The sequence below is a fragment of the Hoeflea ulvae genome, from assembly GCF_026619435.1.
GTDB classification, from domain to species: domain Bacteria; phylum Pseudomonadota; class Alphaproteobacteria; order Rhizobiales; family Rhizobiaceae; genus Hoeflea; species Hoeflea ulvae.
The window spans coordinates 591,749-608,310 of record NZ_JAOVZQ010000001.1 but is presented as its reverse complement, the minus strand read 5'-3'; the positions used below and the strand labels follow the sequence as shown (position 1 = coordinate 608,310).

Genomic DNA, 16,562 nt, shown 5'->3' with positions numbered 1-16,562 from the left:
GCCTCAGCTTGTCTTGATGTCGACCTGCGGCGCGACATAGTCGCGCCCGGTCAGAAGGAACTGCATGATCAGCAGGTACCGCAACACCATGAAGCTGCCTGCAAGGGGAATGATCATGTAGATATAGCCGACAGGTACGCGCATCGCGGGCGACAGCTGCCCCATGCGCGACGTGTTGATCGACAGCTTGCTGCCGTAATAGATCAACGCGCCGGCAAAGATCAGACCGAGGCTGGCAGCCCCGATCTGGAGTGCGCGGGTCATGCGGGGGCTGGCGATCGCATAGACCGCCTCGACGCTGATATGGGAGGCGTAACGCACCCCCATGCCCATGGTCAGAAAGCTCATGGTGATCAGCGAATAGAGGATCAGTTCCTCCGACCAGTACAGCGAGTTGTTGAAGACATAGCGCGCGATAACCTGCACGATGGCGACAACCGTTGCGGTCAGAATGAGCAAGGTGACCGAGACATTTTCAATCCAGTCGACAATGCGGTTCAATCCTTCGATCATAGACCAGCCCCCTTCACGTGAATTAACCCTTGGAGGCGGCGAGCGCCTTGTCCATCAGCTCAGGCGAAACCTTCGGACGGAATTCATCATAGATCGGCTTGGATGCCTCGATGAATGCAGCGCGGCCCTCTTCGGACAGTTCCTGGATTTCGATCTGGTCCTTGATTGCGTCGAGAATGCGGGCCTCGTCTTCATTGGTGTATTCACGCGCCGCATCACGGCCGACGATCATTGCTTCCTCGACCACTGTCTGCAGGTCTTCCGGCAGGCTTTCCCAGGCCTGCTTGTTCATGACGGCTGCATAGGTGTGATAGGCGTGGCCGGTCAGCGTCATGTATTTCTGCACTTCATGAAAGCGCATCGAGTTGATGTTGGCGAGGGGATTTTCCTGGCCTTCGACAACGCCCTGCTGCAGGCCGTTATAGACTTCGACATAGGCCATCGCGGTCGGGTTGGCGCCATAGGCACGGTAGGTCGACAGGATGGTCGGCGCCTGCAATGTGCGCATCTTGATGCCGTTGAGGTCTTCCGGGCCATTGATCGGACGGACATTGTTGGTCATGTGACGGAAGCCTGCGCCCCACATGGCGATGCCGTGCAGATTGTTGCCGCCGAGCGTGCCGAGCAGTTCGGTTCCGACTTCGCCGTCGAGAACGCGCTTCATCGCCTCATTGTCGCTGAGCAGGAACGGCAGGTCGAACAGGTACATCTTCTCATTGAAGTTGGCCAGGTTGCCGGTCGGCGGAATGGAGATGTGGACCAGACCCATCTGTGTCTGTTCGATGATTTCCACATCGCCGCCGAGCTGCGCGGCAGGGCGGATGTTGATCTCGATGCGGCCGTCGGATTTGGCCTCGACTTCTTCCTTGAAGCGCACGGCGGCGCGGGCATTGGGGGTGTCTTCGGTCAGCACATGGGCGAAGGTGAAGGTGAAATCAGCGGCGTAGGCTGCGCCGCAGAAGCTGAAGGTCAGCGCTGTCGCCAAGGTCAGACCAAGTGTTTTGATGGACATGGTGTCTCCTGTAGGTGGTGTTTGAGTCAGGTTGCGGATGAAAGAAGCGGTGGCCGGCCAAGCAGCTCCGGCGCACGGCCGACAGCAGCTTCGACGCCGAGCGCGATCGCCAGGAGACGCGTCTCCTGCATGGGTGGGGCGATCAGCTGGATTCCGGATGGAATGCCATTGCCGTCAATGCCCGAAGGCAGGGTCAGGGCACACCAGCCAAACAGATTGACGATGGCCGTGTTGCGCAAGGCCAGCATGTTGGCGGTGCGGTAGGCCGCGCCGTCGGTCATGTCAGACTGCAAGGGCGCACTGACGGGAACCGTTGGCGAGAGCAGCACATCAAACCGGTCAAAGACCGACAGGCCGTCCCGCCCGGTCTTTGCCAGCACGTCGCGGCGGCGCAGATATTCGGTCGATGAGATCTGGTCCGCACCCTCGACGCGGGCCCGCACCATGGGGTCAAGCCGGGTGATGCGGTCGGGACAATCGGCATCCATGAAGCTGCGCAGCTCCGGAGCCGCCAGTCCGCCCTGGCGGAAGATCTCCAGCACCGCGTCAACGCCGGGCAGCGTGAGCCCGGAAACGATCGCGCCCTTGGCTTCCAGCGTGGAAAGCGCGGCTTCGGTGTTGGCGGCGATGGTCGGGTCGATCTCGTCCCAGACCACATTCTCGATGACACCGATGCGCAGCCCCGAAAGCCCGCGCGGCCCGACCGGGTCCTTGTCGCTGCCATCAAGGGCGGCAAAGGCAAAGGCCAGATCCTCGACGGTGCGGCACAGCACGCCGGGCGTATCAAGCGACGGGGACAGGGGCACGATGCCCTGGGTGGACCAGCGGCCATGGGTGGTCTTGAGCGCGCATTGGCCGGTAAAGGCGGCCGGGATCCGGACCGAGCCTGCCGTGTCGGTTCCCAGCGCAACCAGGGCCGACCCCTGGGCCAGCGATACGCCGGCGCCGGAACTCGAACCGCCCGACACGCGCGGCGCATCCTTGCCCGACCACGGATTGACCGGCGCGCCCCAATGCGGATTGGTGCCGATGCCGCCAAAGGCGAACTCGACCGTGTGGGTCTTGCCCATGACGATGCCGAGCTGCGAGATCACCGACTGCACCAGGGGACCGGGAGCTTGCCAGCTCTCGGCAAAGGCGGTGTCGGTGCCGGCAAATACCGGCATGTTCGGCACGCCGTACAGATCCTTGACCGACACGGGCATTCCCATCAGCGGTCCGTGATCCTGGCCGGCCTCGAAAAAGACATCGACCGCGTCAGCCTGCCGGGCGGCTTGCGTGCCCGCCCAGTGCTTGTAGGCGTGGACAACGGATTCCGATGAATCGAAGCCGGCAACAGCTTTGGCAACCAGCTCGGCTGCCGAAAGCTTGTGCTGTCGAAGATTCTGCGCGATCTGGGCAAGGGACTGATGTTTCAAGACGCCACTTTCTCGTTCCGTGAAGTCCAAACCTTATGAGCGGCGCCGGAAAACGCCAGCGCCGAAATAAGGCGGCAAGACGACCGGGTTTTGACACCGCCACAACGCGGATCTCTCATCTTGTTGTTTTTGCTGGATTTAAACAGGACATCAGGGGCCGATCAAAGTTACGCGTTGCCGTTTCGGCAAAGCAGTGTTGCATGTTTCGCGCTCCCTCCGCGGCCGGTTCCGGCTAATTTCACGCCAGTTGAAACGAGGAGTGCATCACATGTCCCACCAGACCGAAGGCCGCCTGAAAGAAATGGGAATCATCCTGCCGCGGGTCCCCAAGCCGATCGGCAACTATCTGCCCGGCGTTGTCGTCGGCAACATCCTCTACACCTCCGGAACGCTGGGCACGCAGCCGGACGAAAACGACAATGATGTGCTGCCCTATGTCGGCAAGGTCGGCTCCGACCTGACCATCGAGGAGGGCTACGCATCTGCCCGTCTGATGGCGATCAACCATCTGGCGATGATGAAGAAGGTGCTGGGCGATCTCGACCGGGTCAAGCGGATCGTCAAGATGATCGGCTATGTCTCCTGCGCGCCCGGTTTTGCCGAACCCCATCTTGTGCTCAATGGCGCGTCCGATCTGTTTGTCGCCCTATGGGGTGAAGACAACGGCAAACATGCCCGCGCCGCATTGACCCAGCACGAGCTCGGCCTCAACGCGCCGGTCGAGGCCGACATCACCATCGAACTTCACGCCTGATTTCCACGCAGCTTTGCCAGCAGCTCCGCGTCGGATTTCTCGCCCGCCTGGAATTCCGCCAGGATGAAACGCAGAAACGCGGATGCCGCTGGCGCAAGCTGCTGGTCCCGGCGGACGACGGCATAGATATAGCGGTAATCGAAGTCCTTGCACTCGAGGTTAAGCGGCACGATCTGGCCCGCCTGCACCTCGGACAGCGCAGCCTGAAGCGGCAGATAGACGATCGCGTTTGTGCGCACCGCATGGGCGATGAGAAAGTGGAACTGGTCCGCCACCAGTGTCGTGTTCGGCGTGGCGCCCAGCTTGGCAAAGGCGCGCTTGACCAGATGATGGATTCCGAAGCCGTCATCGGGAAGCACGCATGTCACCGGCACCAGATCCTTGAGCTGCAGGGGACGGCCGTCGGCAAGGGGATGATCCGGGCGGGCCAGCGCCAGCAGCGGCTGGCGCCACTTGCCCATGGTCTCCAGGGAGGGATGGGAGAAATGGTCATAGATGAAGCCGATCTGGCACAAATGCTGTTCGAGCGCTTCCAGCACCCTTTCCCGGCCGCGGATGCGGACCCGAAAATCGATTGACGGGTAATCCTGCCGGAAGGTGGCGATGTTGTCGGACAGGAACGGCCCGGACACGCCCTCGACGGTGGCGATCGACACCTGCCCGCTGCGCAGACCCTTGAGATCGGAGATCTGCCCCTTGGCAACATCGATCGTGTTGAAGACCATGGCGAGATGCCGGGTCAGCAATTCGCCCGCGGCGGTGAGCCGGATGCCACCCGAATGGCGCTCGAGCAGCTGCACGTCGAATTCATGTTCCAGTTTGGACAATTGACGGCTGATCGCGGATGGCGCCACATGCAACCGGTCCGCGGCCAGGCGGATCGACCGCAGCCGCGCCACCTCCAGGAAATATTTCGCTGCTGTCAGGTTCAACATCACCCATCCTCGCTGTGTGAGGTCTTATCACACAACTGTCAACACGTTCGGTGTGGCAAGTTTCTCTTTCCGGCGCACGCAGGACCGGGCCGCCATGCGGCCGGAGACAGGCCTGTGCTTTGCGGCGAAATCGTGGACAGAAGCCGCAGCCAAAGTCACAACCGCCATCACCCCTATTCCGCAGGACCGCCGGAAACTTCGGCAACCCGCGCGATAGTGCGTGTCACCAGGTCTTCGGCCAGGGCCCGGGTTGCAGCCTCGCTGTAGACCCGCATTTCCGGCGCATTGCCCGAGGGGCGCAGATGGATGATGGCGCCGGTGTCGAGCGTCACCCTGAGACCGTCGGTCAGATCGACCGCCGCCACGGCTCCGGCCGGTTCGAAGAAGCTGGCGCGCAGAGCCGCATCTTCCGACAGGCTGGCGACCAGCGCCCGGCTTTTGGCGGTGGGAAAACTCTCGATGCGGGCGCTGACGGCCACCGGCAGGCCAAGACCGGCGACATGGGCCGAAAGGCTTTCGCCCCGGGACCGGGCCGCGGCGAGCGCACAGAGAATCGGCAGCACGCTGTCGCGCGTCGGCAGCGCTGCGAGCCTGGCCGCGCCCACCTCGATCTCGTTGCCGGTCAGCACGCCGCCATTGGCCTCGAAGCCGATCACCCGCTTGCAGCCGGCAGCCAGCGCCTGCGCCATGCCGGCAATGACATGCGGCGAGCCGACCCTTGTGCGAAGGACTTGGGCCTGGCAGCGGCTTTCGATGCCGGAATTGGAGGTGACCGGCGTAACCACCGCATCGGCCTCAAGATAACGCGCCGTGATCAGCCCCAGCGCATCGCCCCTGAGCACCTGGCCGGTTTCATCGGCGACAAGCGGCCGGTCGCCGTCGCCATCGGCAGAGACCAGACCGTCGAGCCGGTGACTGCCGACCCAGCCGGCGACCAGCGCCCGGGTCTCGTCCGACACGGCTTCGGTGTCGACCGGCACGAACACATCCGACCTGCCCAACCGCACCACCTCGACGCCGGCCTCTTCAAGAATATCCGCCAGCACCCCGCTTGCTGCCGAGCTGTGCTCGTAGAGCCCGATGCGCAGGCCGGACAGCAGCCCGTTGTCGGCAAAGCCGCGATAGCGATCGACAAAGGCGTCGGTGGCCGCATCCGTGTCGTCGCGCAGGCCTTTCGGCGCCGGCAGCGCTGCGGCACGGAGCTGCGGCGCAAGCTCCGAAATCGCCGCCTCGTCCTCCTTGTCGATCTCGCCGTCGGGACGGTAGAACTTGACGCCATTGCGGTCATCGGGGATGTGCGAGCCGGTGATCATCAGCGCCGCAGCCCCCTGGCCATGGCATGCAGCGCCAGCGCCGGTGTCGGCAGCACGCCGCAATCGACCGGTTCCAGCCCCTCGGCCACCAGCGCCGCGGCGCATTGGCCGCTGATCTGCGGGCTGGAGGAACGCAGATCGCGCCCGACAAACACCGGCGCGCCCGCGCTCACCCTGTCAGAGCGCCGGAGATGGCGCGCAAAGGCGCCCGCATGCGCGGCGGCGGTGCCGTCGGTCAGATCCCCGACCAGGCCGCGAAGCCCGCTGGTGCCGAATTTGGCGGCCATGATTGTCTCTCCCATTGATGACGCCGTCTCGATGCAATGTCCGGCCCGGTCGCGCCCGCAGTGCCACCCTCGAAAATCAGGGCAGCATGTCCTCGTGCCTGAGATATTCCACCAGCGCACAGAACACATGGTAAAACGTGCTGGTCGGCATGTCCTTGGAGATCACCCGTCCATTGGGGTCGATCTGATCATACCAGCCGCCTTCGGCCGGTGTGACCAGATAGCGGTTGAAGATCACGTCGAGCATGCGGATGAACAGCGTCTCGTCGCCGGGCAGGCCTTCGGCGCGGGCCAGCAGCCCGGCCTTGAGCGCCTCGGTCTGGCACCATAGCCGCGCCGTGCCAATCATGGCCGAGCCGTCCGGCGCCATCGAATCACACACCGCATCGGTGCCGCGGGCATGGCCGAAGGCGTGGCTGGTGGCATAGAGCTTGCGGGCATATTCCTTCAGCTGCGGCTGGTCGGCGAAGCGTGCCTGGCGCAACAGCAACCAGACCCATTCATAATGATGCCCCGGCTCGACCCGGGCCGGCTTGTCCTGGCGCACCGACCAGTCGCGCTCGAAATGCTCGGTGACGCTCCAGCTTTCGGGATCGAAGAACACCGAAGTAAACAGATCCACCGCCGTTTGAGCGCGGTCGAGAAAGGCGCGCTCGCCGGTGACTTCGTACCAGGCCTGCATCGCCTCGAGATAATGCATGTGCGGATTGGCGCGGCGATAGTCGAGCCGCAGGCTCGATTCGTAAAAGCCGCCATTGGCGCGATCGACCAGGTGATCATCCATATAGGCGATGGTGCGCTCGGCCCATTCGCGCGCCTCGGGCCATTTCGTCGCCTTCCACAGCCAGGCCAGCGCCAGCAGCACGAAACACTGGTCATAGGTGTCGCGCTGCGGATCCTTCACCGTGCCGTCGGGGTTCCACAGGTGGATCCAGCCGCCATCATCATGCCAGCCGGTGCGGGTCAGGGTCGCAAAGCAATGGCTGAGCACGGCGCGGGCGTCACCCTCCCAGCCCAGCAGCTCGGCATTGGCGTAGCAATAGATCTGCCGGGCCAGCACTCTCAGCCGCTTGTGGCCGAGATCGGCCGGGCTGCCGTCATGATTGAGCGCCTCGAACACGCCGCCATGGGCGCGATCGACGCCGGCGCCGGCCCAGAGCGGCAGCGCCTTGTCGAACAGCCATTTGCGGATCAGCCGCGACGAGGGCACCGGCCGGCCCGAATGGGCCACCGCCAGCGGCGGCCACTCGCCGCTCTGCTTGACCCGCCCGGCAATGTCCTTGACCAGATGCGACTTGTCGCGATGCACGATCAGCAGCGCATCGGGCTGCGACACCACGATGATGTTGTCGAGCCCGGCAACGGCGAGCAGCCGGTCCTCGGAGCGCAGATAGCTGTTGGAGACATCAATGGTCAGCACATCGCCAAAGCGGGCATTGCCGCTCTCGTCAAGCGGCGAGCCGTCATGCAGCTGGTTCCAGGAGCCCAGGTCATTCCAGTCGAAGCTCGCAGTCACCACGCCGATGCGCGGGGCGTTTTCCATCACCGCATAATCGATCGAGATCTTCGGACTGGCGGCAAAGGCCTCGGCATCGAGCCGGTAGCATTTGCCTTCCACCTCGGCGCGTTCGACGGCGAGTTTCGCCTGGGCCCAGACTTCCGGTTGCTGGCGGGCAAGCTCGGCGCCCATCTCGCCGGCGCGGAACATGAAGATGCCGCCGTTCCAGAAAAACCGTCCGGAGCGCAGAAAGCTTTCGGCGGTTTCGAGATCGGGTTTTTCGCGAAAGCGCGACACGTCATAGACCGGGCCGTCGCCCTCGCCGCGCTCGATATAGCCATATTGGGTTTCGGGCCGGGTGGGCGCAATGCCGATGGTCATGATGCCGCCGCGTGCGGCCAGCGCCTGCGCCCCGGTGCGGATCACATCGAAGAAGGCTGCGACATCGGAGATCTGGTGGTCGGACGGCAGCACCAGCACCATCCGCTCGGGATCGCTCTCGGCCAGATCGGCAATCGCCGCCGCGATCGCAGCCGCGGTGTCGCGAATCAGCGGCTCAAGCACATAGCGCTCGACTTCGACACTGCCGGTTTCGCCCTGTTCGACCAGCAGCGATTCAAATCCCACCCCGCCGACAATGCGGGTGGGCAGATAGCGCAGCCCCTCGCCGCGGAAATCGACCCGTTCCAGCGTGTTGGTCAGCAGGGTCTTGTCATTGACCAGGCGGTGAAACTGTTTCGGCTTCGAATCCCGCGACATCGGCCAGAGCCGGGACCCTGCGCCGCCGCACAGGATGACGGGCGTGATGGTGTGGCTTGAGCCCATAAAATGCTCCGCTTGCCGCGGCCTTTCAGCGATTGACCTGATTTGACCGGATTAAAACCGGAAAAGGTGAAAATTCCTCTCACCCTCCGGGCAATCCTGCGGATTGATTGCAGATAAAAGCCGGGACCTTACCCGAAGCCGGTGACACGCGGCTTACTCCCGGCGCTCCGGGTGTTCGGCCTTGACCGGGCGCGACATCAGCGCGATCCGCGCCTCCTCAGCCGACATCGCACCCGACAGCACCATGCCGGCGGTCTGCATCACCGGGCAGGAAATCCCGTGCCGGTCGGCAATGTCATTGGCGATGGACACCGTATGCACACCCTCGGCCAGCTTCAGGCCGGAGACATCCTCGCCGCGGCCGACGGCAATGCCATAGGCGAAATTGCGCGACAGTTCCGACGAGCAGGTCAGCACCAGATCGCCCAGGCCCGACAGCCCGAGCAGGGTTTCGGCCCGCGCCCCCATCGCCACGCCAAGCCGCACCAGCTCGGCATAGCCACGGGTGATCAGCGCAGCCTCGGCGCTGGCGCCCATGCCGCCGCCGCGGCAAATGCCGACGGCAATCGCCATGACGTTTTTCAGCGATCCGCCGATCTGCACGCCGGCTATGTCATCCGATGCATAAAGCCGCACCGCGCCGCCCGACAGGTTCTGCGCCAGCGATTGCGCCGCTTCCTGCTCCGGCATTGCCAGCGTCACCGCGGTCGGCAGGCCGCGCACCACATCGGCGGCAAAGCTCGGGCCGGAGAGAACCCCGATCGCATGATCGGGCAATTGCGCGGCGATGACCTCGCTCTGCATCTGGCCGGTGCGGTTGTCGATGCCCTTGGCGCAGGCAATCAGCACCGCATCGGCCGCCAGATGCGCAGCAATGCTGGCGGCAACCGCGCCGGTCGACTGTGCCGGGGCGACGAACAGCACGATTTCGGCGCCGGTCACGGCTTGCGCCATGTCGGGCGTGGCCTGCAGGTCCTCGGGCAGCTTCGCCTCGCCGAGATAGGCGCGATTGGTGTGCTGCCGGTTGATCTCGTCGCAGGTCTCAGCGTTTCGGCCCCAGATCCGCACCGCGTGACCCTGCCCAACAAAGGCGGTGGCCAGTGCAGTTCCCCAGGCGCCGGCGCCGAGAATGCAGATACGGGACATGGCTGTGGCCTTCGGGGTTGGGCCGGAGCGGGCCGGCCTCAGTCGCTGTGCATGGTCCGGGTTACTTGCAAGGGCCGGGCCTGGCAAGCAGGATCAGCGCCTCTCAGGCGTGGGCGGCCTGCTCGCTTCGGTGCGCCAGGTCTTCGTCTCGCGCCAGAACCATCGCCGTGCGGCGCCAGAAATCCGACATCACCGCCGGATCGCGCATCGCTTCCATCTGCCGCCACTGCGGAAACGAGGCCGCAAACATTTCCGGCGACATGCGCTGGTCCTTGTAGGGATTGAGCGCACCGCCGGCCTCAAGCACGATGTCGTCGAGCGCATCGAGCATCTTGAGTGTCGCCTCGCCGGAATTGGCGAAATCCAGCGTCAGGGTGAAGCCCGGACGCGGAAACGACATCAGACCCGGAGAGGCAAAATCGCCAAAGCGCTTGAGCACGGTCAGGAAGGAGGCGGCGCCATGATTCTGGGCGCATTCGATCAGCGCGATCGTGGTCCGGCGGGCATTGGCCGCGGGATAGACGCTCTGGTGCTGGAACAGCCCGCGCGGGCCATAGAGCCGGTTCCAGCCGCTGATCGCATCCAGCGGATGGAAATAGGAGGCCCAGGGCACGATCTTCGTCGCCGGCTGTGCGGGCGCGCGGCCATAATAGAGCCCGTTGAAGGCCTTCAGCGTCAGCCGGTTGAGCAGATTGACCGGCGGAGCGACCGGCACCGAAAGCCGCGGCGCCGACGGCGCGCGCGCCGCTCCGCCATCCTCGGCATGATCACCGGCCATCAGCACGCCGCGGCCGAGCCGCGGCCCGCGCGCCAGCTGGTCGATCCAGGCCACGGAATATTCATGCGCGGCATCAATCTCGTCGATCGCGTCGAAATAGCCGTCAATCGACTCAAACCGGAAGGCGGTCTGGCGGACATTGGCGGAGGGGACCTTCATCAGCCGGATGGTGGCGGTTTCGATGATGCCGGTGAGCCCCATGCCGCCGATGCTGGCTTCAAACAGCGGCGTGTGGCTGTCCGGCGAACAGGTCCGGCGCGCGCCGTCGCTGCCCAGCAGCACGAAAGAAAGCACCGATCCGCCGAATGTGCCGCGGTGATGATGGTTCTTGCCATGCACATCATTGGCAATGGCGCCGCCAAGCGTGACCTGCGCCGTGCCGGGCGTGACCTCGAGAAAGAAACCGTGCGGCATCACCAGCGCCAGGATCTGCGACAGCAGCACGCCCGCATCGGCGGTCAGGATGCCGGTCTCGGGATCAAAGGCGCTGATGGCGGCGCCCGGCCGCATGGCGATCAGGCGGCCGCGGTCATTGTGGCAGCTGTCGCCATAGGACCGGCCATTGCCGAAAGCCAGAAAACCCTGCGGCACGTCCCGCGAAAAACCGGAGGCAGGCGCCTTGGTGCGCGGATGGCGCACCACCCGGCCCCAGCTTTCGAATTCGGCGCCCATCCGGATCACATCTTCCATGTCGCCAGGATGACAAGGCAGGCGCCCGCCACCGTGGTGATCTGGCTGCGCCAGTCGCGCATGATGAACACCACCGGATCCTCGTGCATCTGCGAGCGCCGCGCCAGGATCCAGATCCTGAGCAGCATGTAGAGAATCAGCGGACACAGCGGCCACAGCAGCGCCGGCTGCGGATACATCGAGGCGACTTCCTTGCTGTCGACATAAAGCGCAAGAACCATCGCCGCCGAGAAGGCCGAGGCCACGCCCGCCTGGGCAATCATGTCCTTGTCACCGCCCACATAGCTGCGTCCCTTGAGCTGCGTCGCATTGTCGTCGGCGAGCTCGTCGAGTTCGACGAAACGCTTGACCAGCGCCAGGCTGAGAAAGAAGAAGATCGAGAATGCCAGCAGCCAGAAAGACAGCTCGACCCCGGTCGCCGCAGCCCCTGCGATGATGCGCACGGTGTAGAGCCCGGCCAGGGTGAAGACATCCACCAGCAGCTTGCGCTTGAGCACGAAAGTATAGGCGGTGGTGATCATCGCATAGAGCGCCAGAACGCCCCAGAACTGCGGCGGCAACAGGCTGGCCAGCCCGACCGACGCCATCACCAGCGCAATGGCGGCCCAGCTGATCACCGGGATCGACACCGCGCCGCTGGCCAGCGGGCGCAGCCGCTTGCGCGGATGCTGCCGGTCATTGGCCAGATCGGCGATGTCATTGATGATGTAGACGGCCGAAGCCAGGAAGCTGAACGAGAAGAAGGCGGCACAGACGGCGAGCACCAGCCCGGCCACGGCATATTCGTGGTTGAGCACCAGCGGCACCGCGATCAGCACGTTCTTGAGCCACTGGTGGACCCGGATCGACTTGAGGATCGCCAGCGGCGAGATCCGGGCCAAGGGCAGCATTTCGGCATCGTGCTGCTTGCCCCAGCGCCGGGCGGCGGTGTCGGGCGCGACGATGATGGCGCGCCGCGCCGCGTCAAAGACCGCGATGTCGTCGCGGCTGTTGCCGGCATAGTCGAATCCGCCGTCGCCGCACAGCCCGATCAGGCGTTCGCGCTTGCGGCGCGAGGTCAGGTTTTCGCTGTCGGAGGAATGCAGCACACGGTCGAACAGGCCGAGATGGCCGGCAATCGCCTGGGCGGTGGATTCGGCCGCACCGGTGACCAGCCACACCGGCTGGCCTGCCTCGCGGGCGAGCTTGATCCGCTCGATCACCTCGGCGCGGTAGGGCCAGTCGCCGCCCGTGCTCTGGTAGCGGGCCGCCACCTCGCGCTTGAGCACAGCCTTGCCCGACAGCGCCCAGGCCACGGCTGCGAATATCAGCCATGGCCGCCTGATCAGCACCGAGACCAGCCCTTCCCAGAGCGTGTCGGTGGCAACCAGCGTTCCATCGAGATCGATACAAAGCGGCACGTGCCGGTTGTCGCTCACAGCATCCATGGTCGGGTTCCCCTCTTCAGTCGAACCCGGCTTAGGACACAAACACTTGATTTCCGGTAAAACCCGTAAGGTTCGCCGGTTTTTCACCGGTGATTGATTATGGTGTGGTTATCAGAACCTTGCCGAAGCTGCAGGCTGAGGTTGCGCTGGCACCGCCAGCCGGGATGCCGCTGATCGGTCAGAGGCAGTAAAACTGGCCGATTGCGAGATCTGTACGGCAAGGCGCAACCAGGTGGCACGGACCAGGATCACACATCATTTTCCCAATTCTGCCCACCATAAAACAGGCGCATAATGGTGACCTTATGATCAGAAATAATGAATGCGATGGTGATGCGCTTTTCGAAACCGACTACGCGCAACCCTGACCGGATGTCATAACGGGAATGACCGCGTTCAGATGCGAGATCGAGCCCGTTGCAAAAGCGTTCAATTCGCTCGATGTAATCGATCGCGATCCCGGACCCAGCCTTGGCGCTGATCCAGTCATACAGAGCCAGCACATCTGCGCGCGCTTCCGGCGCAAAGACGACGTCGCGCCGTTTCACCGGGAGCCATTTGTCTTTTGGGCGTGCCGTTCGCGGACGTCGTCAAAAACCGACTGTGCCGGAATGCCGCGCGACGGGTCCGCAAGCATCGCATCATGGGCCGGGGCAACCTGATTGCGCAGCCATTCTTCGATGGCGCGGTCGCGCTCTTGCAAGGCGCGCAGCCCGGCGCGAACCACTTCGCTGGCCGAGGCGTAATCACCGGAATTCACCTTCTGGTCGATATAGTCCGCATGCTCGTTCGGCAGGCTGATGGTTCGTTTGTCCATGATAGACCCTTTTTCAACTGGACACCACAAAGTATGATCAATTCATACCACAGAGTGATGAGCTATAGGACTCCTTTCTATAGCTCAAAACACCACAATATTTTGATCGATAGAATCGGCGCAATAACTCATCAAAGACCTGAAACCGGTCTTTATGGCGCAAGCCAGGCGGCAATGCGAATCGGACAGTTTTGGCTCACCCCGTGAGCTGCACATCAGGCGGAAAAAGGAAATGGTGGAGCCAAGCGGGATCGAACCGCTGACCTCCTGCATGCCATGCAGGCGCTCTCCCAGCTGAGCTATGGCCCCGGGACGCGAAGGATTGACGGTCGGCCTCAATCCCTGCGAGTGGCCAACCACTGATCCGTGGTTGGCAAGTGCGGCTTCATACGTCTGCAGCCGCACAAGATCAAGATGAAATTTCAATCCATTTTGCAGTTTCCGAAAAAAGCTGTTTTTTCGGGCCGCGACTGAAATTCACCTACTGGTCGTCGTCGTCGTCGCTGACGCCGATGATATCCTTGACATCATCGTCATCGTCGTCGTCGTCATCGGCCAGAAACGTGTCGTCATCATCGTCATCGTCGAGTTCGACATCATCATCATCGTCGATGTCTGGCACATCATCGGACTTGCCGGTGCTCTTGGCATCCTCGTCGGCTTCCTCAAGCGAGACGATCTCCACATCGGCCGATTCTGCCTCGACCTCGGGTACATCATCTTCATCGTCGTCGTCGGTTTTCTTCTCCGCCTTCGCCTTCGCCATCACGGCCACTTTCGCCGTTTCCTCGAAGAATGAAGTCGGGTAGGTCTTGCCCGTATAGGGCGACACAATTGGATCCTTATTCAGATCATAGAATTTGCGCCCGGTTTCGGGGCAAACGCGTTTTGTTCCAAGTTCCGGTTTTGCCACAATCGAAGCCTCTTGAAATGTCAGGAAGGTTCAGGCTCGCAAGCCCGGCTTCCCGGTTCGGCGGGTCCGGTCCCCATAATGATGTTGAGCGCGGCTGTCAAAGCCATTCTCATCAAATATTCAACCAATCCGGATGACGCCCCCCAAAGCCTGTGCTAGTCAGCCGGGCACAGAGGCCGGATCCCGGGCCTGTCCAGAGCAAAACAGCCGGAAATACTGCCATGGGCCACGCAGCCGCATCCATTCGCCCAGCCCGCGCCGCATCAAGCCCGGCGCTCTCGGGCCGCATCCGTCCGGCCGGCGACACTTCGATCTCCCATCTCTGCCTGATCCTCGGCGGCCTGGCCAGCGGCGAGACCCGGATCACCGGCCTGATTGAAAATGACGATGTGCTGGCCACCGCCGCGGCGATGCAGGCGCTCGGCGCCGGCATGCGCAGGCGAAACGGCGAGTGGATCATCCAGGGCGTCGGCAATGGCTGCCTGCTGGCCCCGGACGCGCCGCTCGATTTCGGCCCCGCCGGCAGCGGCTGCTGGCCGGTCATGGGGCTGGTCGGCAGCTATGATTTCGACACCGGCTTTGCCGGCGCGGCGCCGCTGTCGCAGCGGCCGATGGACCGGCTGCTCGCGCCCCTGCGGCAGATCGGCACCCAGATCCGCTGCGCAACCGGCGCCCGCCTGCCGCTCACCTTGCGCGGCCCGCGCGCGCCTGCCCCTATCAGCCATGCCGTGCCGGGCGGTGACACTGGGGTCAAGACCGCGGTGCTGTTGGCCGGGCTCAACATTCCCGGCATCACCAGCGTCACCGAGGCGAGCCCGGGCCAGGATCACCTCGAGACCATGCTGACCTGCTTCGGCGCCAGCCTGGCGGTCGAAACCGGCGCCGATGGCGCCCGCATCACCCGGCTTGAAGGTCGCTGCGCATTGGCCGGCCAGATCATCAATGTGCCCGGCGATCCCTCGCTGGCCGTATTTGCGCTGGTGGCGGCGCTGATCGTGCCGGGCTCCGATATCACCATCGACACGGTGCTGATGACCCCGGCCCTTAACGTCTTGATCCGGACGCTGCAGGACATGGGCGCCGATATCGAGATCCTCGACCCGCGCCAGTCCGTCGGCGAGCCGGTGGCCGATCTGCGCGTCCGCGCCTCGGCGCTCACCGCCACCTCCGTGCCGGCCGAGCATGCGGCGGCGATGATCGCGGACTATCCGGCGCTGGCGATCGCCGCGAGCTTTGCCGAAGGTGAAACCCGGATGCCCGTCCCCGCAAACCTGCCGCCGGAGCAGCGCGACCGGCTCTCTGCTCTTGCCCGCGGCCTCGCACTCACCGGGGTCGACTGCAGCGAGGGGCCCGGAGGGCTGTCGCTGCGCGGTCGGCCCGGCGGCCGCGGCCTGGGCGCCCAGGCCGGCGGCGCGGTCGTCGCCACCGGTCCCGATCCGCGCCTCGCCATGAGCTTTCTTGTCATGGGGTTTGCCAGCGAGCATGCTGTCACGATTGACGATGCCGCGGCCCTCGCCGCCCATGATCCCGATTTCATCGCCCGGATGACCGGCCTGGGCGCGGAGATAAGCCAGCCATGACCGCCCGCAACATCGACTTCTGCTACGACCTGATCTCGCCTTTCGCCCATGTGGCGCTGGCGCGGCTTGGTGAATTGCCGGCCGGTGTGACGGTGCGGCCGGTGCCGGTGCTGCTCGGGGCGATCCTCAATCACTGGGGCCAGCGCGGACCGGCGGAAATTTCGGCCAAGCGGCTGCACACCTACCGCCAGTCGGTGTTTCTGGGAAAGCAGCATGGCGTCGACATCCGTTTTCCGCCGCGCCATCCGTTCAATCCGCTCAATGCGCTGCGGCTGCTGGCGGGCTCCGACGCCGATCTCGACACGGTCCGGCGCGGCTTCGGCTTTGTCTTCGGCCAGGGACGGGCGCCCGACACCGAGGATGAGCTTGCCGCTTTCGCCGCAGAACTCGGGCTGCCGCTGGCGCTCGCCACTGACGACGCCGCCAAGGCCGCATTGAGGGCCAATACCGAGCAGGCGATCGCCCGCGGCGTCTTCGGCGTGCCGAGCTTTGCCTGCGCCACGGCCACGGGGCACGAGGTGTTCTGGGGCGTCGACGCCTTCGACATGCTGCTGGCCTGGCTTGACGACGACACCCTGTTTGCCCGCGAGCCCTATCGCCATCTCGAGAATGTCACCATCGGAATAAAGCGCAAATGAGCCCGCGCATGCCATCTG

14 protein-coding genes, 1 tRNA gene and 1 pseudogene are annotated in these 16,562 nt (G+C 64.0%); 3 read left to right on the top strand and 13 right to left on the bottom strand.

All coding sequences use genetic code 11. The features are described from left to right. Positions 1–3 precede the first annotated feature (3 nt). Genes OEG82_RS03000 through OEG82_RS02990 form a run of 3 tightly spaced genes read right to left on the bottom strand, consistent with a single transcriptional unit; the run spans position 4 to position 2,943 of the window. On the bottom strand, positions 4–513 hold the full coding sequence (locus OEG82_RS03000) for a TRAP transporter small permease (RefSeq protein WP_267610986.1): 510 nt from the start codon (positions 511–513) through the stop codon (positions 4–6). Between the two features lie 22 nt (positions 514–535). Beyond that, positions 536–1,525, bottom strand: coding sequence for a TRAP transporter substrate-binding protein (locus OEG82_RS02995; protein ID WP_267610985.1), 990 nt, complete (start codon positions 1,523–1,525; stop codon positions 536–538). 26 nt (positions 1,526–1,551) lie between these two features. Then, on the bottom strand, positions 1,552–2,943 hold the full coding sequence (locus tag OEG82_RS02990; protein ID WP_267610984.1) for an amidase: 1,392 nt from the start codon (positions 2,941–2,943) through the stop codon (positions 1,552–1,554). A 268-nt stretch (positions 2,944–3,211) separates the two neighbouring features. On the opposite strand from OEG82_RS02990, the gene OEG82_RS02985 reads away from it, so the two are divergent. Further along, on the top strand, positions 3,212–3,697 hold the full coding sequence (locus OEG82_RS02985; RefSeq protein WP_267610982.1) for a RidA family protein: 486 nt from the start codon (positions 3,212–3,214) through the stop codon (positions 3,695–3,697). Here the strand turns inward: OEG82_RS02985 and OEG82_RS02980 are convergent. From OEG82_RS02980 to OEG82_RS02935, 10 genes and pseudogenes are all read right to left on the bottom strand, one after another. Further along, positions 3,688–4,632: a LysR family transcriptional regulator gene (locus tag OEG82_RS02980; RefSeq protein WP_267610981.1), complete on the bottom strand. Its 945-nt coding sequence runs from the start codon at positions 4,630–4,632 to the stop codon at positions 3,688–3,690. The two genes, OEG82_RS02985 and OEG82_RS02980, sit on opposite strands and share 10 nt — an antisense overlap. A 173-nt stretch (positions 4,633–4,805) precedes the next feature. Next, positions 4,806–6,232: pseudogene (locus OEG82_RS02975) on the bottom strand (phosphomannomutase). Between the two features lie 76 nt (positions 6,233–6,308). Continuing rightward, positions 6,309–8,555, bottom strand: coding sequence for an AGE family epimerase/isomerase (locus OEG82_RS02970; protein ID WP_267610980.1), 2,247 nt, complete (start codon positions 8,553–8,555; stop codon positions 6,309–6,311). A 153-nt stretch (positions 8,556–8,708) separates the two neighbouring features. Then, positions 8,709–9,701 carry an NAD(P)H-dependent glycerol-3-phosphate dehydrogenase gene (locus OEG82_RS02965; protein ID WP_267610979.1) on the bottom strand — a complete coding sequence of 331 codons (993 nt, stop codon included), beginning with the start codon at positions 9,699–9,701 and terminating at the stop codon, positions 8,709–8,711. A 103-nt stretch (positions 9,702–9,804) separates the two neighbouring features. Beyond that, a complete protein-coding gene (locus tag OEG82_RS02960; RefSeq protein ID WP_267614839.1) occupies positions 9,805–11,151 on the bottom strand; it encodes an FAD-binding protein in 1,347 nt (448 codons plus the stop codon). A 5-nt stretch (positions 11,152–11,156) separates the two neighbouring features. Then, the gene (locus tag OEG82_RS02955) at positions 11,157–12,596 is read right to left on the bottom strand and encodes a UbiA family prenyltransferase (RefSeq protein WP_267610978.1); all 1,440 of its coding nucleotides are present in this window, start codon (positions 12,594–12,596) and stop codon (positions 11,157–11,159) included. Between the two features lie 248 nt (positions 12,597–12,844). After that, entirely contained in the window at positions 12,845–13,144 is a 300-nt protein-coding gene (locus OEG82_RS02950) for a type II toxin-antitoxin system RelE/ParE family toxin (RefSeq protein ID WP_267610977.1), read from the bottom strand. After that, positions 13,141–13,413, bottom strand: a complete 273-nt coding sequence (locus OEG82_RS02945) for a type II toxin-antitoxin system ParD family antitoxin (protein ID WP_267610976.1) — start codon at positions 13,411–13,413, stop codon at positions 13,141–13,143. Before OEG82_RS02945 ends, OEG82_RS02950 begins: the two co-directional genes overlap by 4 nt. Before the next feature lie 233 nt (positions 13,414–13,646). Then, positions 13,647–13,722, bottom strand: a tRNA-Ala gene (locus OEG82_RS02940). A 172-nt stretch (positions 13,723–13,894) separates the two neighbouring features. After that, the gene (locus tag OEG82_RS02935) at positions 13,895–14,326 is read right to left on the bottom strand and encodes a TIGR02300 family protein (protein WP_267610975.1); all 432 of its coding nucleotides are present in this window, start codon (positions 14,324–14,326) and stop codon (positions 13,895–13,897) included. 221 nt (positions 14,327–14,547) lie between these two features. Here OEG82_RS02935 and OEG82_RS02930 point away from each other — a divergent pair, with 221 nt between their 5' ends. Continuing rightward, on the top strand, positions 14,548–15,906 hold the full coding sequence (locus OEG82_RS02930) for a 3-phosphoshikimate 1-carboxyvinyltransferase (RefSeq protein WP_267610974.1): 1,359 nt from the start codon (positions 14,548–14,550) through the stop codon (positions 15,904–15,906). Then, positions 15,903–16,544 carry a 2-hydroxychromene-2-carboxylate isomerase gene (locus OEG82_RS02925; protein WP_267610973.1) on the top strand — a complete coding sequence of 214 codons (642 nt, stop codon included), beginning with the start codon at positions 15,903–15,905 and terminating at the stop codon, positions 16,542–16,544. Before OEG82_RS02930 ends, OEG82_RS02925 begins: the two co-directional genes overlap by 4 nt. Positions 16,545–16,562 lie beyond the last annotated feature (18 nt).

Coding starts and splice junctions, on each gene's coding strand:
- OEG82_RS02985 (WP_267610982.1), top strand. CDS start 3,212: ATGTCCCACCAGACCGAAGGCCGCCTGAAAGAAATGGGAATCATCCTG.
- OEG82_RS02960 (WP_267614839.1), bottom strand. CDS start 11,151: ATGGGCGCCGAATTCGAAAGCTGGGGCCGGGTGGTGCGCCATCCGCGC.
- OEG82_RS02925 (WP_267610973.1), top strand. CDS start 15,903: ATGACCGCCCGCAACATCGACTTCTGCTACGACCTGATCTCGCCTTTC.
- OEG82_RS02995 (WP_267610985.1), bottom strand. CDS start 1,525: ATGTCCATCAAAACACTTGGTCTGACCTTGGCGACAGCGCTGACCTTC.
- OEG82_RS02965 (WP_267610979.1), bottom strand. CDS start 9,701: ATGTCCCGTATCTGCATTCTCGGCGCCGGCGCCTGGGGAACTGCACTG.
- OEG82_RS02930 (WP_267610974.1), top strand. CDS start 14,548: ATGGGCCACGCAGCCGCATCCATTCGCCCAGCCCGCGCCGCATCAAGC.
- OEG82_RS02945 (WP_267610976.1), bottom strand. CDS start 13,413: ATGGACAAACGAACCATCAGCCTGCCGAACGAGCATGCGGACTATATC.
- OEG82_RS03000 (WP_267610986.1), bottom strand. CDS start 513: ATGATCGAAGGATTGAACCGCATTGTCGACTGGATTGAAAATGTCTCG.
- OEG82_RS02980 (WP_267610981.1), bottom strand. CDS start 4,632: ATGTTGAACCTGACAGCAGCGAAATATTTCCTGGAGGTGGCGCGGCTG.
- OEG82_RS02970 (WP_267610980.1), bottom strand. CDS start 8,555: ATGGGCTCAAGCCACACCATCACGCCCGTCATCCTGTGCGGCGGCGCA.
- OEG82_RS02955 (WP_267610978.1), bottom strand. CDS start 12,596: ATGGATGCTGTGAGCGACAACCGGCACGTGCCGCTTTGTATCGATCTC.